Here is a 17347-nt window from a genome sequence, read left to right as displayed (position 1 = left end):
AAGAATTGTGTACCGATCCTATTTACGCTGGATTCCAAGAACGGCGTCGTTGCTGCTCTGCCTGTTGTTCTGGCAACTCGCCGCCAGCCACCACTTGAATCTCGGTCTGGTCACTTTCGCCAACGTGCCCACCCCATCGGCGGTGATCGAAGCGGCGTTGGGCCTGGGCGATTCCGGCAAGCTGCTGCAGCACCTGAGCGCCAGTCTCAGCCGCGTGTTCGCCGGTTACCTCGCGGCACTTTTCATCGGCATCGCTCTGGGTCTGGCCATCGGCCGCTCGAAATGGGCTGAAGACTTGCTGCTGCCACCACTGGAAGTGCTGCGGCCGATCCCGGCGGTGGCGTGGATTCCGTTGGCGATCCTGATGTTCCCGTCGTCGGAGCTGTCGATGGTGTTCATCACTTTCACCGGCGCGCTGTTCCCGATCCTGCTTAACACCGTGCACGGTGTCGAAGGCGTCGACCGGCGGTTGATCGCTTCGGCAAAAAGCCTCGGGGCAGGGCGTCGGGCGATGCTGCTGGAAGTGGTCTTGCCTGGCGCCGCACCGAGCATCATCACCGGCCTGGCCATCGGCATGGGCACCTCGTGGTTCTGTCTGGTGACGGCAGAAATGATCTCCGGCCAGTTCGGTATCGGTTACTACACCTGGGAGTCCTACACCATCCAGAACTACGCCGACATCGTCGTCGGCATGCTGCTGATCGGTGTGCTGGGCATGGGCAGCAGCCTGTTGATCAAACGCCTGGGCGGGCTGTTCACGCCCTGGCACCGACCACGAGGAAAAGCCTGATGAGCGCGATGCAAACCCCGGAAGGGCGGATTGATATTCGCCAGTTGTCGATCGTGCTCGGCGAAGGCCAACGAGCTTTCGAAGCCGTGCAAGGTCTGGACTGCCAGATCGAACCGGGCCAGTTCGTGTGCATTCTCGGCCCGTCCGGTTGCGGCAAATCCACCTTGCTCGGTGCACTGGCCGGGCACCTGCACGCCCACTCTGGCGGCCTTAAAGTCGATGGCAGCGAGGTGTCTGGGCCGTCGCCGCAGCGCGGTATGGTGTTCCAGCATCACACGCTGTTTCCGTGGCGCACGGTACGCGACAACGTGGCTTTCGGCCTGAAAATGCGCGGCCTCGGCAAAACCGAACGCCTTCGCGCAGCCGATGAAATCCTCCAACTGGTGGGCCTTGAAGGCTTTGCCGAAAGCTGGCCGGATCAGCTGTCCGGCGGTATGCAGCAACGGGTGGAAATCGCCCGGGTGCTGGTCAACCGTCCACGGCTGTTGCTGATGGACGAGCCGTTCGGCGCGCTGGATGCCTTGACCCGCCTGAACATGCAGGAGCTGTTGCTGGACATCTGGACGCGGATTCGCACCACCGTGGTGTTCGTCACCCACGACATCGACGAGGCGTTGTTCCTCGCCGATCGACTGTTGGTGATGAGCGCACGTCCGGGGCGAATCATCGAAGACCTGCGCCTGGACTTCCCGCGTCCGCGTACCACTGAGCTGGTGACCAGCGCCGAATTCTCCCGCCTCAAGCGCCATTGCCTCGACCTGCTGCGCCACGACAACTCCCGACCGCTGCCGCGCCTCAACCCGCTCGGCCTGCCGCCCGAAAACCCCTTGCCGCGATTTGCCCTATGACCTCATTTTTTGCTGTGACCGATAACGATGACATCCTCGCCCTGCAACCGCGTCTGACCGCTGACGATGCCGGTGTGCGGCGCATTGCCCTGATCGAGCTGGCAGACCTGGAAGAACCGGACGGCCTGCTGTGGCTGGTCGAAAGGCTGACCGATGATCCGGCTGAAGACGTCCGCGCCGAAGCCGCGCGGCTGCTGGAAGCGTGGGAAGACGAACCGGTGGTGGCTGCGCTGTGCCAGGCGCTGACCGATCCGTCTCCAGCCGTGCAGGCCGCCGCCGCACAAAGTCTGAGTCTGCTTAAATCTGAAGCCGCCGGCCGGGTGATTCTGCCGTGGACCGATCATGCGCAAGTCAGTGTGCGGATCGCCGCGTTCCGTGCCTTGCGCGAACTGCGTTTCGCCGCTGCAGCGCCTGCTGCTGTCGCGGCACTTGATGATGCCGACGCCAGCGTGCGCCGCGAAGCCATCGGCGTGCTCGGCTGGCTCAAGCAGCTCGACGCACTGCCGGCATTGGCGCGACTGGCCAGCGCCGACCCGGACACCGAAGTGCGCCGCGCCGCCACCGGGGCTCTCGGTCTGGCATCTGGCGCCGAGGTATTGCCGGCGCTGCGTCAGGCCTTGCACGATCACGCCTGGCAAGTGCGCGAAGAGGCGGCAACAACCCTGGGTAAAGTCGGCCACAGCGACGCCGGCCCGGCATTGATCGCAGCCCTTGGCGATGACTACTGGCAGGTGCGCCTGCGCGCCACCCGCAGCCTCGGGCGTTTGCGCTTCGCTGCAGCGCTGGACGCCCTGATCGAAACCCTCGGTCATCGCATCAGCAACCTGCGCAAGGAGGCCGCGCTGGCCCTCGGTGAGTTGAATGATCGCGGCGCGGTGGCGGCGTTGCAGGCGGCGCAGGATGACGGTGACCCGGAAGTGCGCAAAGCGGTGCGGATTGCCTTGAGTCAGCTGCAATGAATCCGCTGTCGGTGAGTAACTCGCAAAGCGAACGGACACTGTGCCTGAGCTGGCCGGACGGCCGTGAATCGCTGTTCAACCACGCCGAACTGCGTCGCCAGTGCCCGTGCTCGCAGTGCCGCGCGTTTCGCCTGAAAGGTGTGACTCCGCGGGTCGATGAGCGTGTTCGCCTGATCGAAATCAACCCGCAGGGCTATGGTGTGCAACTGGTGTTCAGTGACGGCCATCAACGCGGGATTTACCCGTGGGACTATTTGGCACAACTCAGTTCTTGAGAACACTGCTTTCCCTGTGGGAGCTGGCTTGCCAGCGATGAGGCCGGCATATCAGGCATCTATGTGACTGACAGACCGCCATCGCTGGCAAGCCAGCTCCCACAGGGTTTTGTGCAATGTCCGGATTATTGCGCAGCCGTCATGGCTGGCCGGCATCCGCGAAACACATCCAGCCCCGGCTGATACAGCGCGGTCTTCACCTCGAACAAGCCCAGCACCGAATGGAACAGGTTGTCATGGCTCAGGTCCGGCTGCCCGGTCTTGCCTTGCAGGCAATCGCGATCAATCCCCAACTGCGCCAGCGTGTTGTTGCCAAACCACATCACCATCGGCACATGAGTCTGCGCCTCGGGCGCCAGCGCATACGGCGCCGCATGCAGGTACAGGCCGTTTTCTCCCAGGGATTCGCCGTGATCGGAGACATACACCATCGAGGTGTCCAGTGAATCCTGATTGCGTTTGAGCAACTCGACGACCTTGGCGAGGAAGTGGTCGGTGTAGAGGATGGTGTTGTCGTACACGTTCACCAGTTCATCGCGGCTGCAACTGCCCAGCTGGTTGGTGTGGCAGATCGGGGCGAAGCGCTCCATGCTTTTCGGGTAGCGCTCGTAGTATTCCGGGCCGTGGCTGCCGTCGGCGTGCAGGACGATGATCGCGTGGCCCTTGAGGCTGTCGATGTAGCCTTGCAGGTCGGCCAGCAGCGCTTCGTCCAGGCAGTTGTTGCCGTCGCAGAACGGCCCCGGCTGGTTCTTCGCGATGTCGCGGTGCGGTACGCGCAGACAGGTGCCCTTGCAGTCGCTGTTGTTGTCCAGCCACAGCACCTGCACGCCGGCCCGTTGCAGGATATCCAGCAGGCCTTCGTAGGTTTTGCCTTTCTTGTCGCTGTAATCCTCACGAGGGAACATCGAGAACATGCATGGCACCGACACCGCCGTGGACGTGCCGCAGGAATGCACCTGAGTGAAGTTGAGGATGTCCAGTTTGCTCAGCTCGGGATTGGTCTCGCGCGCATAGCCGTTCAGCGAAAAATGATCGGCGCGGGCGGTTTCGCCGACCACAAACACCATCAGCGACTTCTTCTCGCGGCTGGCGGCTTTGGCGCTCATCACCGCGTCTTCCCCGATGGCCTGCACCACAAAATGCTTTTTGATGCCCAGGCGTTGCTTGGTGTACTTGCTGATGGCGTAGATGTAATTGGTCGGGTTGATGAAATGGGTGAGCTTGTCTTCTTCACGGAAGATCGGCGCATAAGTCGAATAGAACGCGCCCACTGAAGCGCCGATCACCAGCACGCAGGCGGCGATCACCAGCAGCTTGTTGAGCAGGCCGCGAAAGAACGGTCGATAACTCACCGGCCAGCGCCAGATCAGCACCGCTGGCAGCACGCCGAGCAACAGCACGTAAGCCAGCAGCTTGCCGTTGAACAGCGCGGCAGCCTCGGCGGGATTGGTTTCGAATACGTTCTGGATCATCACCGTATCGATGGTGATCCCGTATTCGTTCATGAAATACGCGGCGCAGGCCGAGAGCAGGGCGACCACGGTCAGCGCCGGTTTCAGCGTCCAGCGAAACGACACCAGGGTCAGTAGCAGGGTGATCGCCGCCCACAGGAACAGCCCGAACGAGGCGAAAAACGCCAGTTTGTGCGCGCCTTGCAAGGTGATCAGATTCCCCAGCGCCTTCCAGGTCGCCAGGTTGTACAGCGTCACCAGTGCCAGGGAAAACAGCAGCACCAGACGGGTGGAAGTGATGGACGGTAAACGCAGTCCTTTGCCCAAAGCCATTACAGACATTCCTCTAACAGAATAGAAAACACGCGCGGTAACGCGCGTAACTGTAGAAGAACAATAGTAAAAAATTCGTAAACATCCTGTAACAAATAACCCCGTTCCCTGTAGGAGCAGCCTTCGGCAGCTCCTACACAAGGCGGGGAGTCAGAAGGATTTGCTCAGGCTGGCGACCACCGTCGCCGTGCACACATCCTTGAACCCCCAGTTGCTCAGACACTGGCTCTGCGACAGATCGGTATCGATGTAGCTCAGGCCCAATACCACGCCGGCCAGGTTGTGCGTCAGTTTGACCTCCCATTCGCGGTAGCTGTCCTCGCCATGCCCGGACGCCGAGTACAAATGCGGATCCTTGAAATCCATAGTGCCGTAACGCAGTTTCAAGCCAGAGTCGAACGGCAGTTCGGTTTCATAACCGACATAGCTGTAGAGCGAACTCTGCTTGCTGTCGATCCCCGGCGCATCGCTGGAGTAATACGCCGCCAGCTTCACTCCGTAGACGCCGAGAATCCCGTAAACCTCGCTCTGGTTGAACTGGCTTTCCTTGGGGTAGGCGTACTTGATGTAGCCCAGATCGAGGCTGACATCCTCGGTGGCCTGCCACAGCCAGCCCGCGTAGTAGTCGACTTCCTGCCGGGTTTTCAGACCACCGCCGAAATCGACGTTGGAACTCCAGGCCCCCACGTACAAACCGCTGCTGTGGGCCAGCGTCAGACCGGCCTGCACCGCCGGGTCATTCTGGGTTTGCGAGATACCGCGGGTTCGGTAGTCGCTGGCCAGCGTCAGGTCGACCAGCATGGCGAAATCGTCGCTCAAGGGAATTGCGTGGCTGCTCAGGGGCAGCAGGCTCAAGGAACTCAGGGCGAGCAAGGGCAAGGCTTTCATGTGAAGTCCCGGTGTTGTGATTATTTTTGGGCAGAAAGGGAAACCTGTAGGAGCTGCCGAAGGCTGCGATCTTTTGATCTTGATCTTGAAAAATCAAAAGATCGCAGCCTTCGGCAGCTCCTACACGGGGAACGAGTTGTTATGGGGTGGCGGTGTAGACCTGACGGCCAGCGAACCAGGTCTGCAGCACCCGGGTGTCATGCAGGGCCTTTTCGTCGACGCTGAACACGTCGCGATCGACCACGATGAAATCGGCCTGTTTGCCCGGCGTCAGTGAGCCGATCTGTTTGTCCAGGCCTATGGTCCGCGCCGCGTTGGCGGTATAGGCGTAAAACATGGTTTCGCGATCCAGACGCTCGTCGGCATTCAGCACGCCCATCGGCCCGACGCGGGTGATGGCCTGAGCCATGGCATTGAACGGGTTGGGTGAAGACACCGGCCAGTCGCTGGCGCCGGCAATCGTCGCGCCCTGTTTCAGCAGCGAGTGCGCCGGGTACTGATAACGGAAGGCGAGGGCGCTGACGTAGGGCTTGATCATGTCGGTGGTGTAGTCGTCGGCGCTGGCCCACAGCAGTTGCATTGAAGCGATCACGTTCAGCGGCTTGAAGCGGGCGAACTCTTTTGGGTTGACCATCTGCAAGTGGGTGATCGAATGGGTGATGCCGCTCTGCCGATCCTTGCGCGCGCGTTCGATACCGTTCAGCGACTCACGCACCGCGCGGTCGCCAATGGCGTGAATGTGCACCAGCCAGCCGCGTTGATCGATGGCGCTGACCAGTTCGCCGAAATGCGCTGGATCGATCAGCAGCTCGCCCTGTTTGTGCGAATTGCGGTACGGATCGATCATCGCCGCGCTCTGCGCCGGGTACTCGATCACGCCGTCAGCGAAGATCTTGACCCCGGGCAGGGTCAGATTGGGGATGCCCTGAAACTGTTGGCGCACTTTATCCAGCGTGTCGAGATCGGCCGGCAGGCTTTTCGGGTTGGCGACCAGCAACGCTGCGACGTGCACGCTCATGTCGCCGCTTGCCGACAGCGCTTTGTAGGCCGGCAGCACGCCGACGGTTTTCTCGGTGGGTTTGAGCGCGAACACGGCCTCGCCCGGTGCGGCGTTGGCGGCGGGGTCCATCCACGCGGTGATGCCGAGGCTGTTGTTGAAGCGCACGGCGGATTTGGCTGCGCTGAGCATATCGGCCGGGCTCGGCACCGGCATTTTGGCTGCGACCCGGTCCCAGCCAGCATCGACCAGAAAACCGTTGGGTTCACCGTTCGCCAGTGTGCCGATCGTGTCTTTTTCCGCAGCGGGCAGGGTTTTGAGCAATGCCGCGTCGATGCCGGCGCGCTTGAGCATCACGTTGTTGGCCCACGCGGTGTGGTGGTCACTGCCGGTGAACACCACCGGCACGTCGGCCCATTCACCCTGGTTGAAAGTCTTGCCCAGCGCTTCGGCCTGCGCCCAGTACGCTGAACTCATGCCGGCGATGCTCAGCACGTCGCCGTGTTTCGCCTTGCCGTCATCACGCCAGGCGCGCAGACGCTTTTGCAATTCATCGAGGGCGACGATTTCGTCCTCCATGTTGGCCGAGACCATTTCCAGACCGCCGAAAATCGCGTGGGAATGGCTGTCGATCAAGCCTGGCATCAGGGTCTTGCCGCCGAGGTCGATCACCTGCGTTCCGGGTTCGATCAGCGCCTTGATCTGCGCATTGGTGCCGACTTTCAGCACTTTGCCGTTCTCCACGGCCAGCGCCTGAACCTTTGGCTGTGCACGGTCGGCGGTGAAAATCTTGCCGTTGACCAGCACCAGATCGGTGGCGGCCATGGCTTCCATCGAGGCAAAACTTATAGCGCTCACCAGCAGGCTCGGGATGAATCTTTTCATTGAAGATTTCCTTGTTATTGCGTCTGATGGCCAGATTAGTGGCTGACACTGGCCAACAGAACGCCTTCCTCACGAAAAACGTTTTTGCCTGAATGGAAAAAGCATGGACAAGTTGGGTGCACTGAAAATGTTCGTGGTCACCGCGCAACTCGGCAGTTTCAGTCGCGCGGCCGAGCAACTGGGCAAGACCCCGTCGGCCCTGACCAAAGCGGTCAATCACCTGGAGGCGGAACTCGGTGCGCGACTGTTCGAGCGCAGCACGCGGCGGATCCTGCTGACCGAAATCGGCCGGGTCTACCTGGAAACCGCACGGCTGGTGTTGCAGCGGCTGGAGGAGGCCGGCGAAGAGATCGAGCAATTGCAGCACGGTCTGCGCGGCAACCTGAAAATCACCGCGCCACTGGCTTATGGGCGGGCGTTTCTTGATCAGGTGTGCGACGGTTTCTTGCAGCAATACCCGCAGATCAGCCTGCAAGTGGATCTGTGCGACGCGTTCGTCAATCTGCTGGAAAGCGGCTACGACCTGGCCTTGCGCGAGGGCCATGACGACTTGCCGGGGCTGATTGCGCGGGTGGTCGGCAGCAATCGTCTGGCCTTGTGCGGCAGCCCGGAGTATCTGGCGCGCAAGGGCTTGCCGGTGAATCCGCAAACCCTTGAGCAGCATGAATGGCTGTTGTATCAGCACCCGTTGCTCAGTCGCGAGTTCTGGTGGGCCGAGCGCGACGGCCAGCGCCTGAGCCTGCCACAGCCGACGGCGCCGCGGTTGCGCAGTGACAATTACGACCTGCTGCTGGCCGGCGCCCTGGCCGGACGCGGTTTGCTGCACACACCGCTGTGGAGCGCCGCGCCGTACATCGCCGACGGGCGTCTGGTACGGGTCATGGCTGACTACGAAATCGACCCGGACAGCTTCGGCCCGCACATTCTCGCGGTGTACCCGAGCCATCGGCGGGCCACGGCCAAGGTCGTGGCGTTCATCGATTACATTGCCGCCTTCCTCGCCGAACGCGGCCTCAACTGAAGCCCCGTTCCCCTGTAGGAGCTGCCGCAGGCTGCGATTTTTAAAAAAGATCAAAAGATCGCAGCCTTCGGCAGCTCCTACAGGTACCCGAGTCGTCTTCTTTGTAGGAGCTGACGAGTGAAACGAGGCTGCGATCTTTTGATTTTTGTGAATGATCAATCCAGGCCGACTGGCGGTGCTTGTCAGTAAAATCCCACAGGAGTACAAATGTACTCCATGACCAATCTTACTCCTCGCCGTACCGCCATTCTGACCTTTATCCGCGAACGCATCGCCGAACACGGTCAGCCCCCAAGCCTCGCTGAAATCAGCGAGGCTTTTGGTTTTGCCTCGCGCAGCGTGGCGCGCAAGCATGTGCTGGCGCTCACCGAAGCCGGGTTTATCGAGGTCAACCCGCACCAGGCCCGGGGCATTCGCCTGCTTGGGCAAGCGCCGCGCCCGGAGCTGCTGGATATTCCGGTGCTCGGCCGGGTTGCCGCCGGCGCCCCGATCGGTGCCGATGCCGACATCCATAACCGCTTGATGCTCGACCCGGCGCTGTTCTCCCGTGCGCCCGACTACATGTTGCGGGTGCAGGGCGACTCGATGATCGAGGACGGCATTCTCGACGGTGATCTGGTGGGAGTGAAGCGCAATCCCGAGGCGCTCAACGGCCAGATCGTGGTGGCGCGACTCGACGGTGAGGTGACGATCAAACGCTTCGAACGTGTCGGCACTACAGTGCGCCTGCTACCGCGCAACCCGGCGTACCAGCCGATTGTCGTGCGCGACGATCAGGACCTGGCCATCGAAGGGGTGTTCTGCGGTCTGGTGAGGCAAGGCTGATGGGCGCCGTCGTTGCACTCGATACGCTGTTCAATGGTGGCCAGGTCTGGAAGGGCCGGCCTGCGCCACCGGCGGCCAGCCCGCAACCCACCGGGCATGCCGCCCTCGATGCGGCGTTGCCCAGCGGCGGCTGGCCGGAAGCGGCGCTGAGCGAAATCCTCCTGGCCGGGCCCGGGGTTGGCGAGCTGCAACTGGTGTGGCCGACGCTGGCGCGGCTGTCGGCGGCGGGCGAGCGCATCGTGCTGGTGGCGCCACCGTTCGTACCGTACCCGCAGGCGTGGGCGAACGCCGGGGTCGATCTGCGTCAGTTGTCGGTAATCCAGGCCAGCGAACGCGATGCCTTGTGGGCGGCGGAACAATGCCTGCGTTCGGGCAGTTGCGGCGCGGTGCTGTGCTGGCCGCACAAGGCCGATGACCGCGCGTTGCGGCGCTTGCAGGTGGCGGCGGAAACCGGCCAGACCCTGGCATTTGCCTGGCGCCCGCTGAGCGAGGCGGTCAACCCGTCGCCGGCCGCGCTACGGATTGCCATCGATGCCAGACCGGCCCAGTTGCGCGTGCTCAAATGCCGGGGCGGACTGGCGCGCACGGCACCGATTGCGTTTGCCGTAGGGCACTGAGGTCGTCATGCGCTGGGTGTGTATCCTGTTCCCGCAATTGGCCCTCGACGCGGTGTTGCGTCAGCGTGCCGATCCTGCTGAGCCGTTGGTGCTGCTCAGCGGCCCGGCCCAGCGCCGGGTGCTGCAAGCGGTCAATCCGGCGGCGCGCCAGCTCGGGCTGCGTGCCGGCCAGTCGATGACCGCCGCACAAGCCTTGTGCAAAGGCTTTGCCACCGCCGACTACGACTTGGCCGAGGTCGAGCACTGGCAGCAATTTCTCGCCGCGTGGGCTTATCGGTTCAGCGCCCAGGTCAGCGTGCATTACCCGCGTACCGTGGTGTTCGAGATCGAATCCAGTCTGGGCCTGTTCGGTTCCTGGACGCAGTTCGAAGCGCGGCTGCGCAAGGAACTGACCGAGCTGGGTTTCCGCCATCGCATCGTCGCGGCACCGAATCCGGTGGCGGCGCGGGTGCTGGCCAACGCCTACGACGGTCTCGTCGTACCGGACGGTGAAGCCCTGCAACATCACCTCGGGCAGTTGCCCGTCGACCGCGTCGGGCTGGAGCCGCAAGTCGCCACGGCGCTGACGCGCATGGGCCTGCGCCACCTGAGCCAGCTGCAGAGCCTGCCACGTCAGGCCCTGGCCCGGCGTTTCGAAGCGTCGATGCTCAAACACCTCGACACCTTGTTTGGCGCGCGTCCGCTGGCCCTGGCGTTCTATCTGCCGCCGGATCGTTTCGATGTGCGCATTGAACTCAATTTCGATGTGCAGTCGCATCAGGCGCTGCTGTTCCCATTACGCCGCTTGACCGCTGACCTGTCGGCGTTCCTCTGCGGACGTGACAGCGGCGTGCAGCGTTTCGACCTGCATCTGGAGCACGCCGGGCTGCCGGTCACGCTGATCAAGGTCGGCCTGCTCAGCGCCGAGCGCGATCCGGCGATGCTCTTTGAACTGGCCCGTGGGCGGCTGGAGCAAGTGCAGGTCGAGGCCCCGGTGCGTGGTTTTCGCCTGCGTGCCGAAGACCTGCCGAGTTTTGTGCCGCAGTTTCAGGAACTGTTCGATGACCGTCCGCAACAGACCTTGCCCTGGGAACAGTTGCGCGAACGCCTGCGCGCACGGCTCGGCGATGACGCGGTGCAGGGTTTGCGCTTTCAGGCCGACCACCGCCCCGAATGTGCCTGGCAGAACGGCGTCGACAAGCAGCGTTGCAGTGGTTTGCCGAGTGTGCAGCGTCCGGGCTGGTTGCTCGGCGAACCGCAAAGCGTGCCCGAAGGTTCGGCGCGAATCCTCATGGGGCCGGAGCGCATCGAATCCGGCTGGTGGGACGGTGACGACGTGCGCCGCGATTACTACCTGATCCAGAACCGCGCCGGTCAGCAGGGCTGGGCCTATCGGGCAGTGGGCGAGGGCGGCCCGTTGTGGCTGCAGGGCTGGTTTGCATGAGCGATGGTTATGCCGAGCTGCATTGCCTGTCGAACTTCAGTTTCCAGCGCGGTGCCTCCAGCGCCCTTGAGCTGTTCCAGCGGGCAAAAAAACACGGTTATCAGGCGCTGGCCATCACCGACGAGTGCACGCTGGCCGGGATCGTCCGCGCCTGGCAAGCGGCGAAATCAGTGGAACTGCCGCTGGTCATCGGCAGCGAAGTGCGCATCGATAACGGTCCGAAACTGCTGCTGTTGGTAGAGAATCTGGCGGGCTATCAGACCTTGTGCGGCTTGATTACCCAGGCTCGGCGGCGCACGCAGAAGGGCCAGTACCAGGTGCTGCGTGAGGATTTCAGCGAGCCGCTGCCGGGACTGTTCATCGTGTGGGTGCCGGACAGCGTCGATGACGTGCAAGAGGGGCGCTGGCTGAAACAGGCTTTCGGCGCGCGCCTGTATCTGGCGGTGCAGTTGCATCGCGGTCAGGATGATCAGCGGCGGCTGGCGGCGCTGCTGAGTCTGGCCGAGCAGCTGCAGATTGCCGCCGTGGCCAGCGGTGATGTGCACATGCACGCCCGTGGCCGGCGCGCTTTGCAGGACACCATGACTGCGATCCGCCATCACGTCCCGGTGGCCGAGGCCGGGTTGCGCCTGCATCCCAACGGCGAGCGCCATCTGCGCAGCCTCGAGGTGTTGCGCGAGCTGTATCCGCAAGCGTTGCTCGACGCCTCGGTGCAACTGGCGCGGCGCTGCACCTTCGATCTTGGCGAGTTGCGCTATGAGTATCCGAGAGAGCTGGTGCCAGAGGGACACACCGGTAGTTCCTGGTTGCGGCAACTGACCGAAGAAGGTATTGCCTGGCGCTGGCCGCAAGGACCACAGGCCAAAGTGCTCAAGCAAATTGATGACGAGCTGAAACTGATCGCCGAACTCGGCTACGAAAGCTACTTCCTCACCGTGCACGACGTGGTGCGCTTTGCCCGCGAGCAAAGGATTCTCTGTCAGGGCCGCGGCTCGGCGGCCAACTCGGCGGTGTGTTTTGCCTTGGGCATCACCGAGATCGACCCGGATCGCACCACGCTGCTGTTCGAACGCTTCATGTCCAAGGAGCGCAACGAGCCGCCGGACATTGATGTGGATTTCGAGCACGAGCGCCGCGAAGAAGTCCTGCAATACGTGTTTCGCCGATATGGTCGCCAGCGGGCAGCGCTGACGGCGGTGGTCAGTACTTACCACGCCGCCGGTGCGGTGCGCGATGTAGCCAAGGCCTTGGGCTTGCCGCCGGATCAGATCAATGCGCTGGCCGATTGCTGCGGTCACTGGAGCGATGAAACACCGCCGCTGGCACGCTTGCTCGAAGGCGGCTTCGATCCCGACAGCCCGGTACTGCGCCGGGTGCTGAGCCTGACCGGGCAACTGATCGGCTTCCCCCGGCACCTGTCGCAGCACCCCGGCGGTTTCGTGATTTCCGAACAGCCACTGGACACCCTGGTGCCGGTGGAAAACGCGGCCATGGCCGAGCGCACGATCATTCAGTGGGACAAGGACGACCTCGACGCGGTCGGGCTGCTCAAGGTCGATATCCTCGCCCTCGGCATGCTCAGTGCGATCCGTCGCTGCTTCGACTTGCTGCGTCGGCATCGGCATCTGGATCTGAGCCTGGCGACGATTCCCGCAGAAGACAAACCGACCTACGAGATGATCAGCCGCGCCGACACCATCGGCGTGTTCCAGATCGAATCGCGGGCGCAGATGTCGATGCTGCCGCGCCTGAAGCCGACGAAGTTCTACGACCTGGTGATTGAGGTCGCCATCGTCCGCCCGGGGCCGATTCAGGGCGGGATGGTTCATCCGTACCTGCGTCGCCGGAACAAGGAAGAGCCGGAAACCTATCCCTCACCGGAACTGGAAGTGGTGCTCAAGCGCACCCTCGGCGTGCCGCTGTTTCAGGAACAGGTGATGCAGATCGCCATCGTCGCCGCCGACTACAGCCCCGGTGAGGCCGATCAGTTACGTCGCTCGATGGCCGCGTGGAAACGCCACGGCGGGCTGGAGCCGCACAAGGAGCGTCTGGCTGCCGGGATGAAGAAAAACGGCTACAGCCCGGAGTTCGCCGCGCAGATCTTCGAGCAGATCAAGGGGTTCGGCAGTTACGGGTTTCCCGAATCCCACGCTGCCAGTTTCGCCTTGCTGACCTACGCCAGTTGCTGGCTCAAGTGCCACGAACCGGCAGCCTTCGCCTGTGCGCTGATCAATAGCTGGCCGATGGGTTTCTACAGCCCGGATCAGATCCTTCAGGACGCGCGCCGCCATCAATTGCAGATCCGTCCGGTGGACGTGCGTGCCAGCGACTGGGATTGCAGCCTGGAACCGATCAGCGGCGCGCAACCGGCGATCCGCATGGGCCTGCGGATGATCAAGGGCTTTCGCGAGGACGATGCGCGGCGCATTGAGGCGGCGCGGGCGCGGGGAGCGTTTGCCGATGTCGCCGACCTGGGCGAACGGGCCGCGCTCGACAGTCGGGCCCAGGCGTTGCTCGCCGATGCCGGGGCGTTGCGCGGGATGGCCGGGCATCGGCATCGCGCGCGCTGGGAAGTGGCCGGGGTGCAGAAACAGCTGGGTCTGTTTGCCGGCTTGCCGAGCCAGGAAGAGCCCGATGTGCTGCTGCCCAAACCGAGTGTCGGCGAGGACTTGCAGGCCGATTACGCGACGCTTGGCACCACCCTGGGGCCGCATCCGTTGGCGTTGCTGCGTGGCGAACTCAAGGCCCGGCGTTGCCGCAGTTCACAGGAGTTGCTGGACGTGGAACACGGCCGGCCAGTGAGCATCGCCGGGCTGGTCACCGGGCGTCAGCGACCGGGCACCGCCAGCGGCGTAACCTTCGTCACCCTCGAAGACGAATTCGGCAACGTCAACGTGGTGGTCTGGCGCGATCTGGCCGAGCGTCAGCGTCAGGTGCTGGTCGGCTCGCAACTGCTCAAGGTTGACGGCCGCTGGGAGCGTGAGGGCGAAGTGCGGCACCTGATCGCCGGGCGGCTGAGCGATCTGAGTCCGCTGCTCGACGGCATCCGCGTACAGAGCCGCGACTTCCATTAACACCGATCCCCTGTAGGAGCTGCCGCAGGCTGCGATCCTTTGACGTTGATTTTTAAAAACAAGATCAACAGATCGCAGCCTGCGGCAGCTCCTACAGAGGGGGATTTGTGGTGTTCAGATCAGCCAATTCATTGGCGTCAAAAAAATCTGTCGCGAATGATGGCACTTTGTCATAATGCCGCCCCTTTTCCTGCTCCCCACCGCTTTGCCGTGCCGGGACACACCGTTTTTTCAGAAGGAATGCACAGTGAGAATGATCTCCCGGATGTTGGTCTCAGGCGTTGCGATTGCCGTGCTCGGCACCCTTGCCAGCTCCCTTGCCGGCTGCGCCACCGAAAGCTCCCGCGCACTGCCGGTGGCCAAGGTCGAGAGCGCCACGCAAGTCTGGACCGGCGCTCGCGTACCGATGGCGGTGGGCAAGTTCGATAACCGCTCCAGCTACATGCGCGGGATCTTCTCCGACGGTGTCGATCGTCTCGGCGGCCAGGCCAAGACCATCCTGATCACTCACCTGCAGCAGACCAACCGTTTCTCGGTACTGGACCGCGACAACATGGGCGAGATCCAGCAGGAAGCCGCGATCAAGGGCCAGGCCCAGCGCCTCAAGGGCGCCGATTACGTGGTCACCGGTGACGTCACCGAGTTCGGCCGCAAGGAAACCGGCGACCACCAACTGTTCGGCATTCTCGGCCGGGGCAAGACTCAGGTCGCTTACGCCAAGGTCAACCTGAACATCGTCAACATCAGCACCTCCGAAGTGGTGTATTCGACGCAGGGCGCCGGCGAGTACGCCTTGTCCAACCGCGAAATCATCGGTTTTGGCGGTACCGCCGCGTACGACTCCACCCTCAACGGCAAAGTCCTTGATCTGGCCATGCGCGAGGCGATCAATCGTCTGGTCGATGGCATGAACGCCGGTGCCTGGAAACCGGCTAACTGATCGTTATTCATTGCAAGGAGCAACACCCCATGAATCTGACTTTGTCGCGGTCGCTGCTGGCCCTGACGCTGGCCGCCAGCGCCTTGCTGGCCGGTTGCAGCAGCCCGAAAACCCTGTACCAGTGGGAAGACTATCAACCGCAGGTCTACGAATACTTCAAAGGCGAAGAACCGAAGGAAGCCCAGGCCGAAGTCCTGGAGCGCGATCTGCAAAAGATCCGTTCCACCGGCAAGGCCGTGCCGCCGGGCTATCACGCGCACCTGGGCCTGCTGTACCTGAGCATGGGCAAGGACGATCAGATGGTGCAGCAGTTCCGCACCGAAAAAGCGCTGTTTCCCGAGTCCGGCCCGTACATGGATTTTCTGCTTAAAAACGCCAAGACCGGAGACGCCAAATGATCTCGCGCACCCTGAAACTGCTGGCCGCCGGTTTGGCCCTGACCGTGCTCGGTGGCTGCGTCGCGCCGAAAACCGTGGATTACTCGGCGTACAAGCAGGCACGGCCGAAGACCATTCTGGTGCTGCCGCCGCTGAACACCTCGCCCGACGTGAAGGCGTCGTACAGCCTGCTGTCGCAGGTGACATTCCCACTCGCTGAAGCCGGTTACTACGTACTGCCGATCACGCTGGTGGACGAAACCTTCCGCCAGAACGGTCTGACCACACCGGATGACATCCATCAGGCTCCGGCGAACAAACTGAAGGAAATCTTCGGCGCCGACGCTGCGTTGTACATCACCGTGACCGAGTACGGTACGCGTTACATGGTCATCAGCAGCGAAACCGCCGTGACCGCCACCGCCAAACTGGTGGATCTGAAATCCGGCACCACGCTGTGGACCGGTTCGGCGCGGGCGTCGAGCGAAGAGGGCGGCAACAACAGCGGTGGCGGTCTGGTCGGCATGCTGATTACCGCCGCAGTGAAGCAGGTGATCAACAGTTCGACCGACGCCGGGTATCCGATTGCCGGTGTGGCGAGCAATCGTCTGTTGTCGGCCGGTCAGCACGCCGGTCTGTTGTACGGTCCGCGTTCGCCCAAGTACGGTACTGACTGAAGATCAAAAGATCGCAGTCTGCGGCAGCTCCTGCAGGGAAACGCATCCCAAATGCAGGAGCTGCCGCAGGCTGCGATCTTTTTGCATCATGACGGCCTCCCGCTCACTTGCCCCCGCCTGACTTGCGATTCATCCCCTGCATCTCGCCACCAAAGGCGATATCCTGCGCCACACTTATCGAAGCAAACAGCGCAAAACTCTGGAACACCGTGTTTGCCTGTGGCTAAAGGAGTGTTCGAATGACCGAGAAGAAACTGGAAACCACGGTCGACCGCGTCTACCAAGGGGTTTACCAGGCGATCAGCAAGCGTTCGCTGCGTCCGGGGATGAAGCTGGGTGAAGCGTCGCTGGCCGAACTGTTCAATGTCAGCCGTACGTCGGTGCGCGCTGCACTCAAGCAACTGGAGGCCGATGGCCTGGTCACCACCGAGCCCAATAAGGGGGCGTCGGTGTCGTTGCCGAGCAATGAAGAGATCCGCTCGCTGTTCGAAACCCGGCGGCTGATCGAGATCGGCATCGTCACCGAGCTGTGCCGCCGCAAGGACGCCGCGGCGATGCAAGACCTGCGCAAACACCTGTTGCTGGAAGATGAAGCCCACGCCGCCGGCGATCATGAACGACTGATCCACCTGCTCGGCGAGTTCCATATCAAACTGGCGCGCAGCCTCAATAATCCGGTGCTGCTGGACTGGTTCCAGAAACTGATTTCCCGCGCCTCGCTGTACGTTGCCGCACTGGATGACGACAGCCACGAAGCCTGCCGCGACAACGAACATCTGCGCCTGATCGAATACATCGAGGCGGGCGACCAGAACGCCGCCATCGAGCTGACCTGCCTGCACCTCAATGGCGTCGAAAAGGCGATTCTCGACGTCGCTGCGAAGATGAAAACTGGCTACCATCCGCTCAAACACCTGATCGGGGTCTGAACCCGGGGCGCTGCGAGAAATCGGCTATACCTTCAATG

General features: G+C 62.5%; 16 protein-coding genes. 13 read left to right on the top strand and 3 right to left on the bottom strand.

What is annotated here, in order from left to right:
* The first annotated feature begins 7 nt into the window (after positions 1–7).
* From HXW87_RS18975 to HXW87_RS18960, 4 genes are read left to right on the top strand one after another with little or no spacing between them, the layout of a single operon-like run.
* The gene (locus HXW87_RS18975; RefSeq protein ID WP_239777424.1) at positions 8–790 is read left to right on the top strand and encodes an ABC transporter permease; all 783 of its coding nucleotides are present in this window, start codon (positions 8–10) and stop codon (positions 788–790) included.
* Positions 790–1638 (top strand): ABC transporter ATP-binding protein, encoded by an 849-nt coding sequence (locus HXW87_RS18970; protein WP_239777422.1) that lies wholly within the window; start codon positions 790–792, stop codon positions 1636–1638. The genes HXW87_RS18975 and HXW87_RS18970 overlap by 1 nt, the downstream gene beginning before the upstream one ends.
* Positions 1635–2597, top strand: a complete 963-nt coding sequence (locus tag HXW87_RS18965) for a HEAT repeat domain-containing protein (protein ID WP_239777421.1) — start codon at positions 1635–1637, stop codon at positions 2595–2597. The genes HXW87_RS18970 and HXW87_RS18965 overlap by 4 nt, the downstream gene beginning before the upstream one ends.
* Positions 2594–2872 (top strand): DUF971 domain-containing protein, encoded by a 279-nt coding sequence (locus HXW87_RS18960; protein ID WP_047293983.1) that lies wholly within the window; start codon positions 2594–2596, stop codon positions 2870–2872. The genes HXW87_RS18965 and HXW87_RS18960 overlap by 4 nt, the downstream gene beginning before the upstream one ends.
* A gap of 125 nt (positions 2873–2997) precedes the next feature.
* On the opposite strand, the gene HXW87_RS18955 is transcribed toward HXW87_RS18960, so the two are convergent.
* From HXW87_RS18955 to HXW87_RS18945, 3 genes are all read right to left on the bottom strand, one after another.
* Complete coding sequence (locus HXW87_RS18955; protein WP_239777419.1) at positions 2998–4656, bottom strand: phosphoethanolamine--lipid A transferase; 1659 nt, start codon at positions 4654–4656, stop codon at positions 2998–3000.
* A gap of 150 nt (positions 4657–4806) precedes the next feature.
* Positions 4807–5544, bottom strand: coding sequence for a TorF family putative porin (locus HXW87_RS18950; protein ID WP_121185125.1), 738 nt, complete (start codon positions 5542–5544; stop codon positions 4807–4809).
* A gap of 139 nt (positions 5545–5683) precedes the next feature.
* Positions 5684–7426 carry an amidohydrolase gene (locus tag HXW87_RS18945; protein WP_239777417.1) on the bottom strand — a complete coding sequence of 581 codons (1743 nt, stop codon included), beginning with the start codon at positions 7424–7426 and terminating at the stop codon, positions 5684–5686.
* A 103-nt stretch (positions 7427–7529) separates the two neighbouring features.
* Between HXW87_RS18945 and HXW87_RS18940 the strand changes: the two genes are divergently transcribed.
* The 9 genes from HXW87_RS18940 to HXW87_RS18900 all read left to right on the top strand — a co-directional run bounded on the left by HXW87_RS18940 (position 7530) and on the right by HXW87_RS18900 (position 17309).
* A complete protein-coding gene (locus HXW87_RS18940; RefSeq protein WP_121185129.1) occupies positions 7530–8447 on the top strand; it encodes a LysR family transcriptional regulator in 918 nt (305 codons plus the stop codon).
* Positions 8448–8654: 207 nt separating this feature from the next.
* Positions 8655–9272 carry a transcriptional repressor LexA gene (gene lexA / locus HXW87_RS18935; RefSeq protein ID WP_239777416.1) on the top strand — a complete coding sequence of 206 codons (618 nt, stop codon included), beginning with the start codon at positions 8655–8657 and terminating at the stop codon, positions 9270–9272.
* Positions 9272–9889, top strand: coding sequence for a translesion DNA synthesis-associated protein ImuA (imuA, locus tag HXW87_RS18930; protein ID WP_085710132.1), 618 nt, complete (start codon positions 9272–9274; stop codon positions 9887–9889). The genes lexA and imuA overlap by 1 nt, the downstream gene beginning before the upstream one ends.
* Positions 9890–9896: 7 nt before the next feature.
* The gene (locus HXW87_RS18925) at positions 9897–11312 is read left to right on the top strand and encodes a DNA polymerase Y family protein (protein ID WP_239777400.1); all 1416 of its coding nucleotides are present in this window, start codon (positions 9897–9899) and stop codon (positions 11310–11312) included.
* Complete coding sequence (locus HXW87_RS18920) at positions 11309–14386, top strand: error-prone DNA polymerase (protein WP_239777399.1); 3078 nt, start codon at positions 11309–11311, stop codon at positions 14384–14386. Before HXW87_RS18925 ends, HXW87_RS18920 begins: the two co-directional genes overlap by 4 nt.
* A gap of 253 nt (positions 14387–14639) precedes the next feature.
* Positions 14640–15326, top strand: coding sequence for a CsgG/HfaB family protein (locus HXW87_RS18915; protein ID WP_177325722.1), 687 nt, complete (start codon positions 14640–14642; stop codon positions 15324–15326).
* Between the two features lie 29 nt (positions 15327–15355).
* Complete coding sequence (locus tag HXW87_RS18910; RefSeq protein WP_003225593.1) at positions 15356–15724, top strand: DUF4810 domain-containing protein; 369 nt, start codon at positions 15356–15358, stop codon at positions 15722–15724.
* Positions 15721–16380 (top strand): DUF799 domain-containing protein, encoded by a 660-nt coding sequence (locus tag HXW87_RS18905; protein ID WP_027613674.1) that lies wholly within the window; start codon positions 15721–15723, stop codon positions 16378–16380. Before HXW87_RS18910 ends, HXW87_RS18905 begins: the two co-directional genes overlap by 4 nt.
* A 239-nt stretch (positions 16381–16619) precedes the next feature.
* Complete coding sequence (locus tag HXW87_RS18900; RefSeq protein ID WP_239777397.1) at positions 16620–17309, top strand: GntR family transcriptional regulator; 690 nt, start codon at positions 16620–16622, stop codon at positions 17307–17309.
* Positions 17310–17347: the final 38 nt, after the last annotated feature.

This window comes from Pseudomonas sp. Y5-11 (assembly GCF_022368695.1).
GTDB classification, from domain to species: domain Bacteria; phylum Pseudomonadota; class Gammaproteobacteria; order Pseudomonadales; family Pseudomonadaceae; genus Aquipseudomonas; species Aquipseudomonas parakoreensis.
The sequence above is the reverse complement of the archived record's forward strand: the minus strand, read 5'-3'. Positions and strand labels throughout refer to the sequence as shown.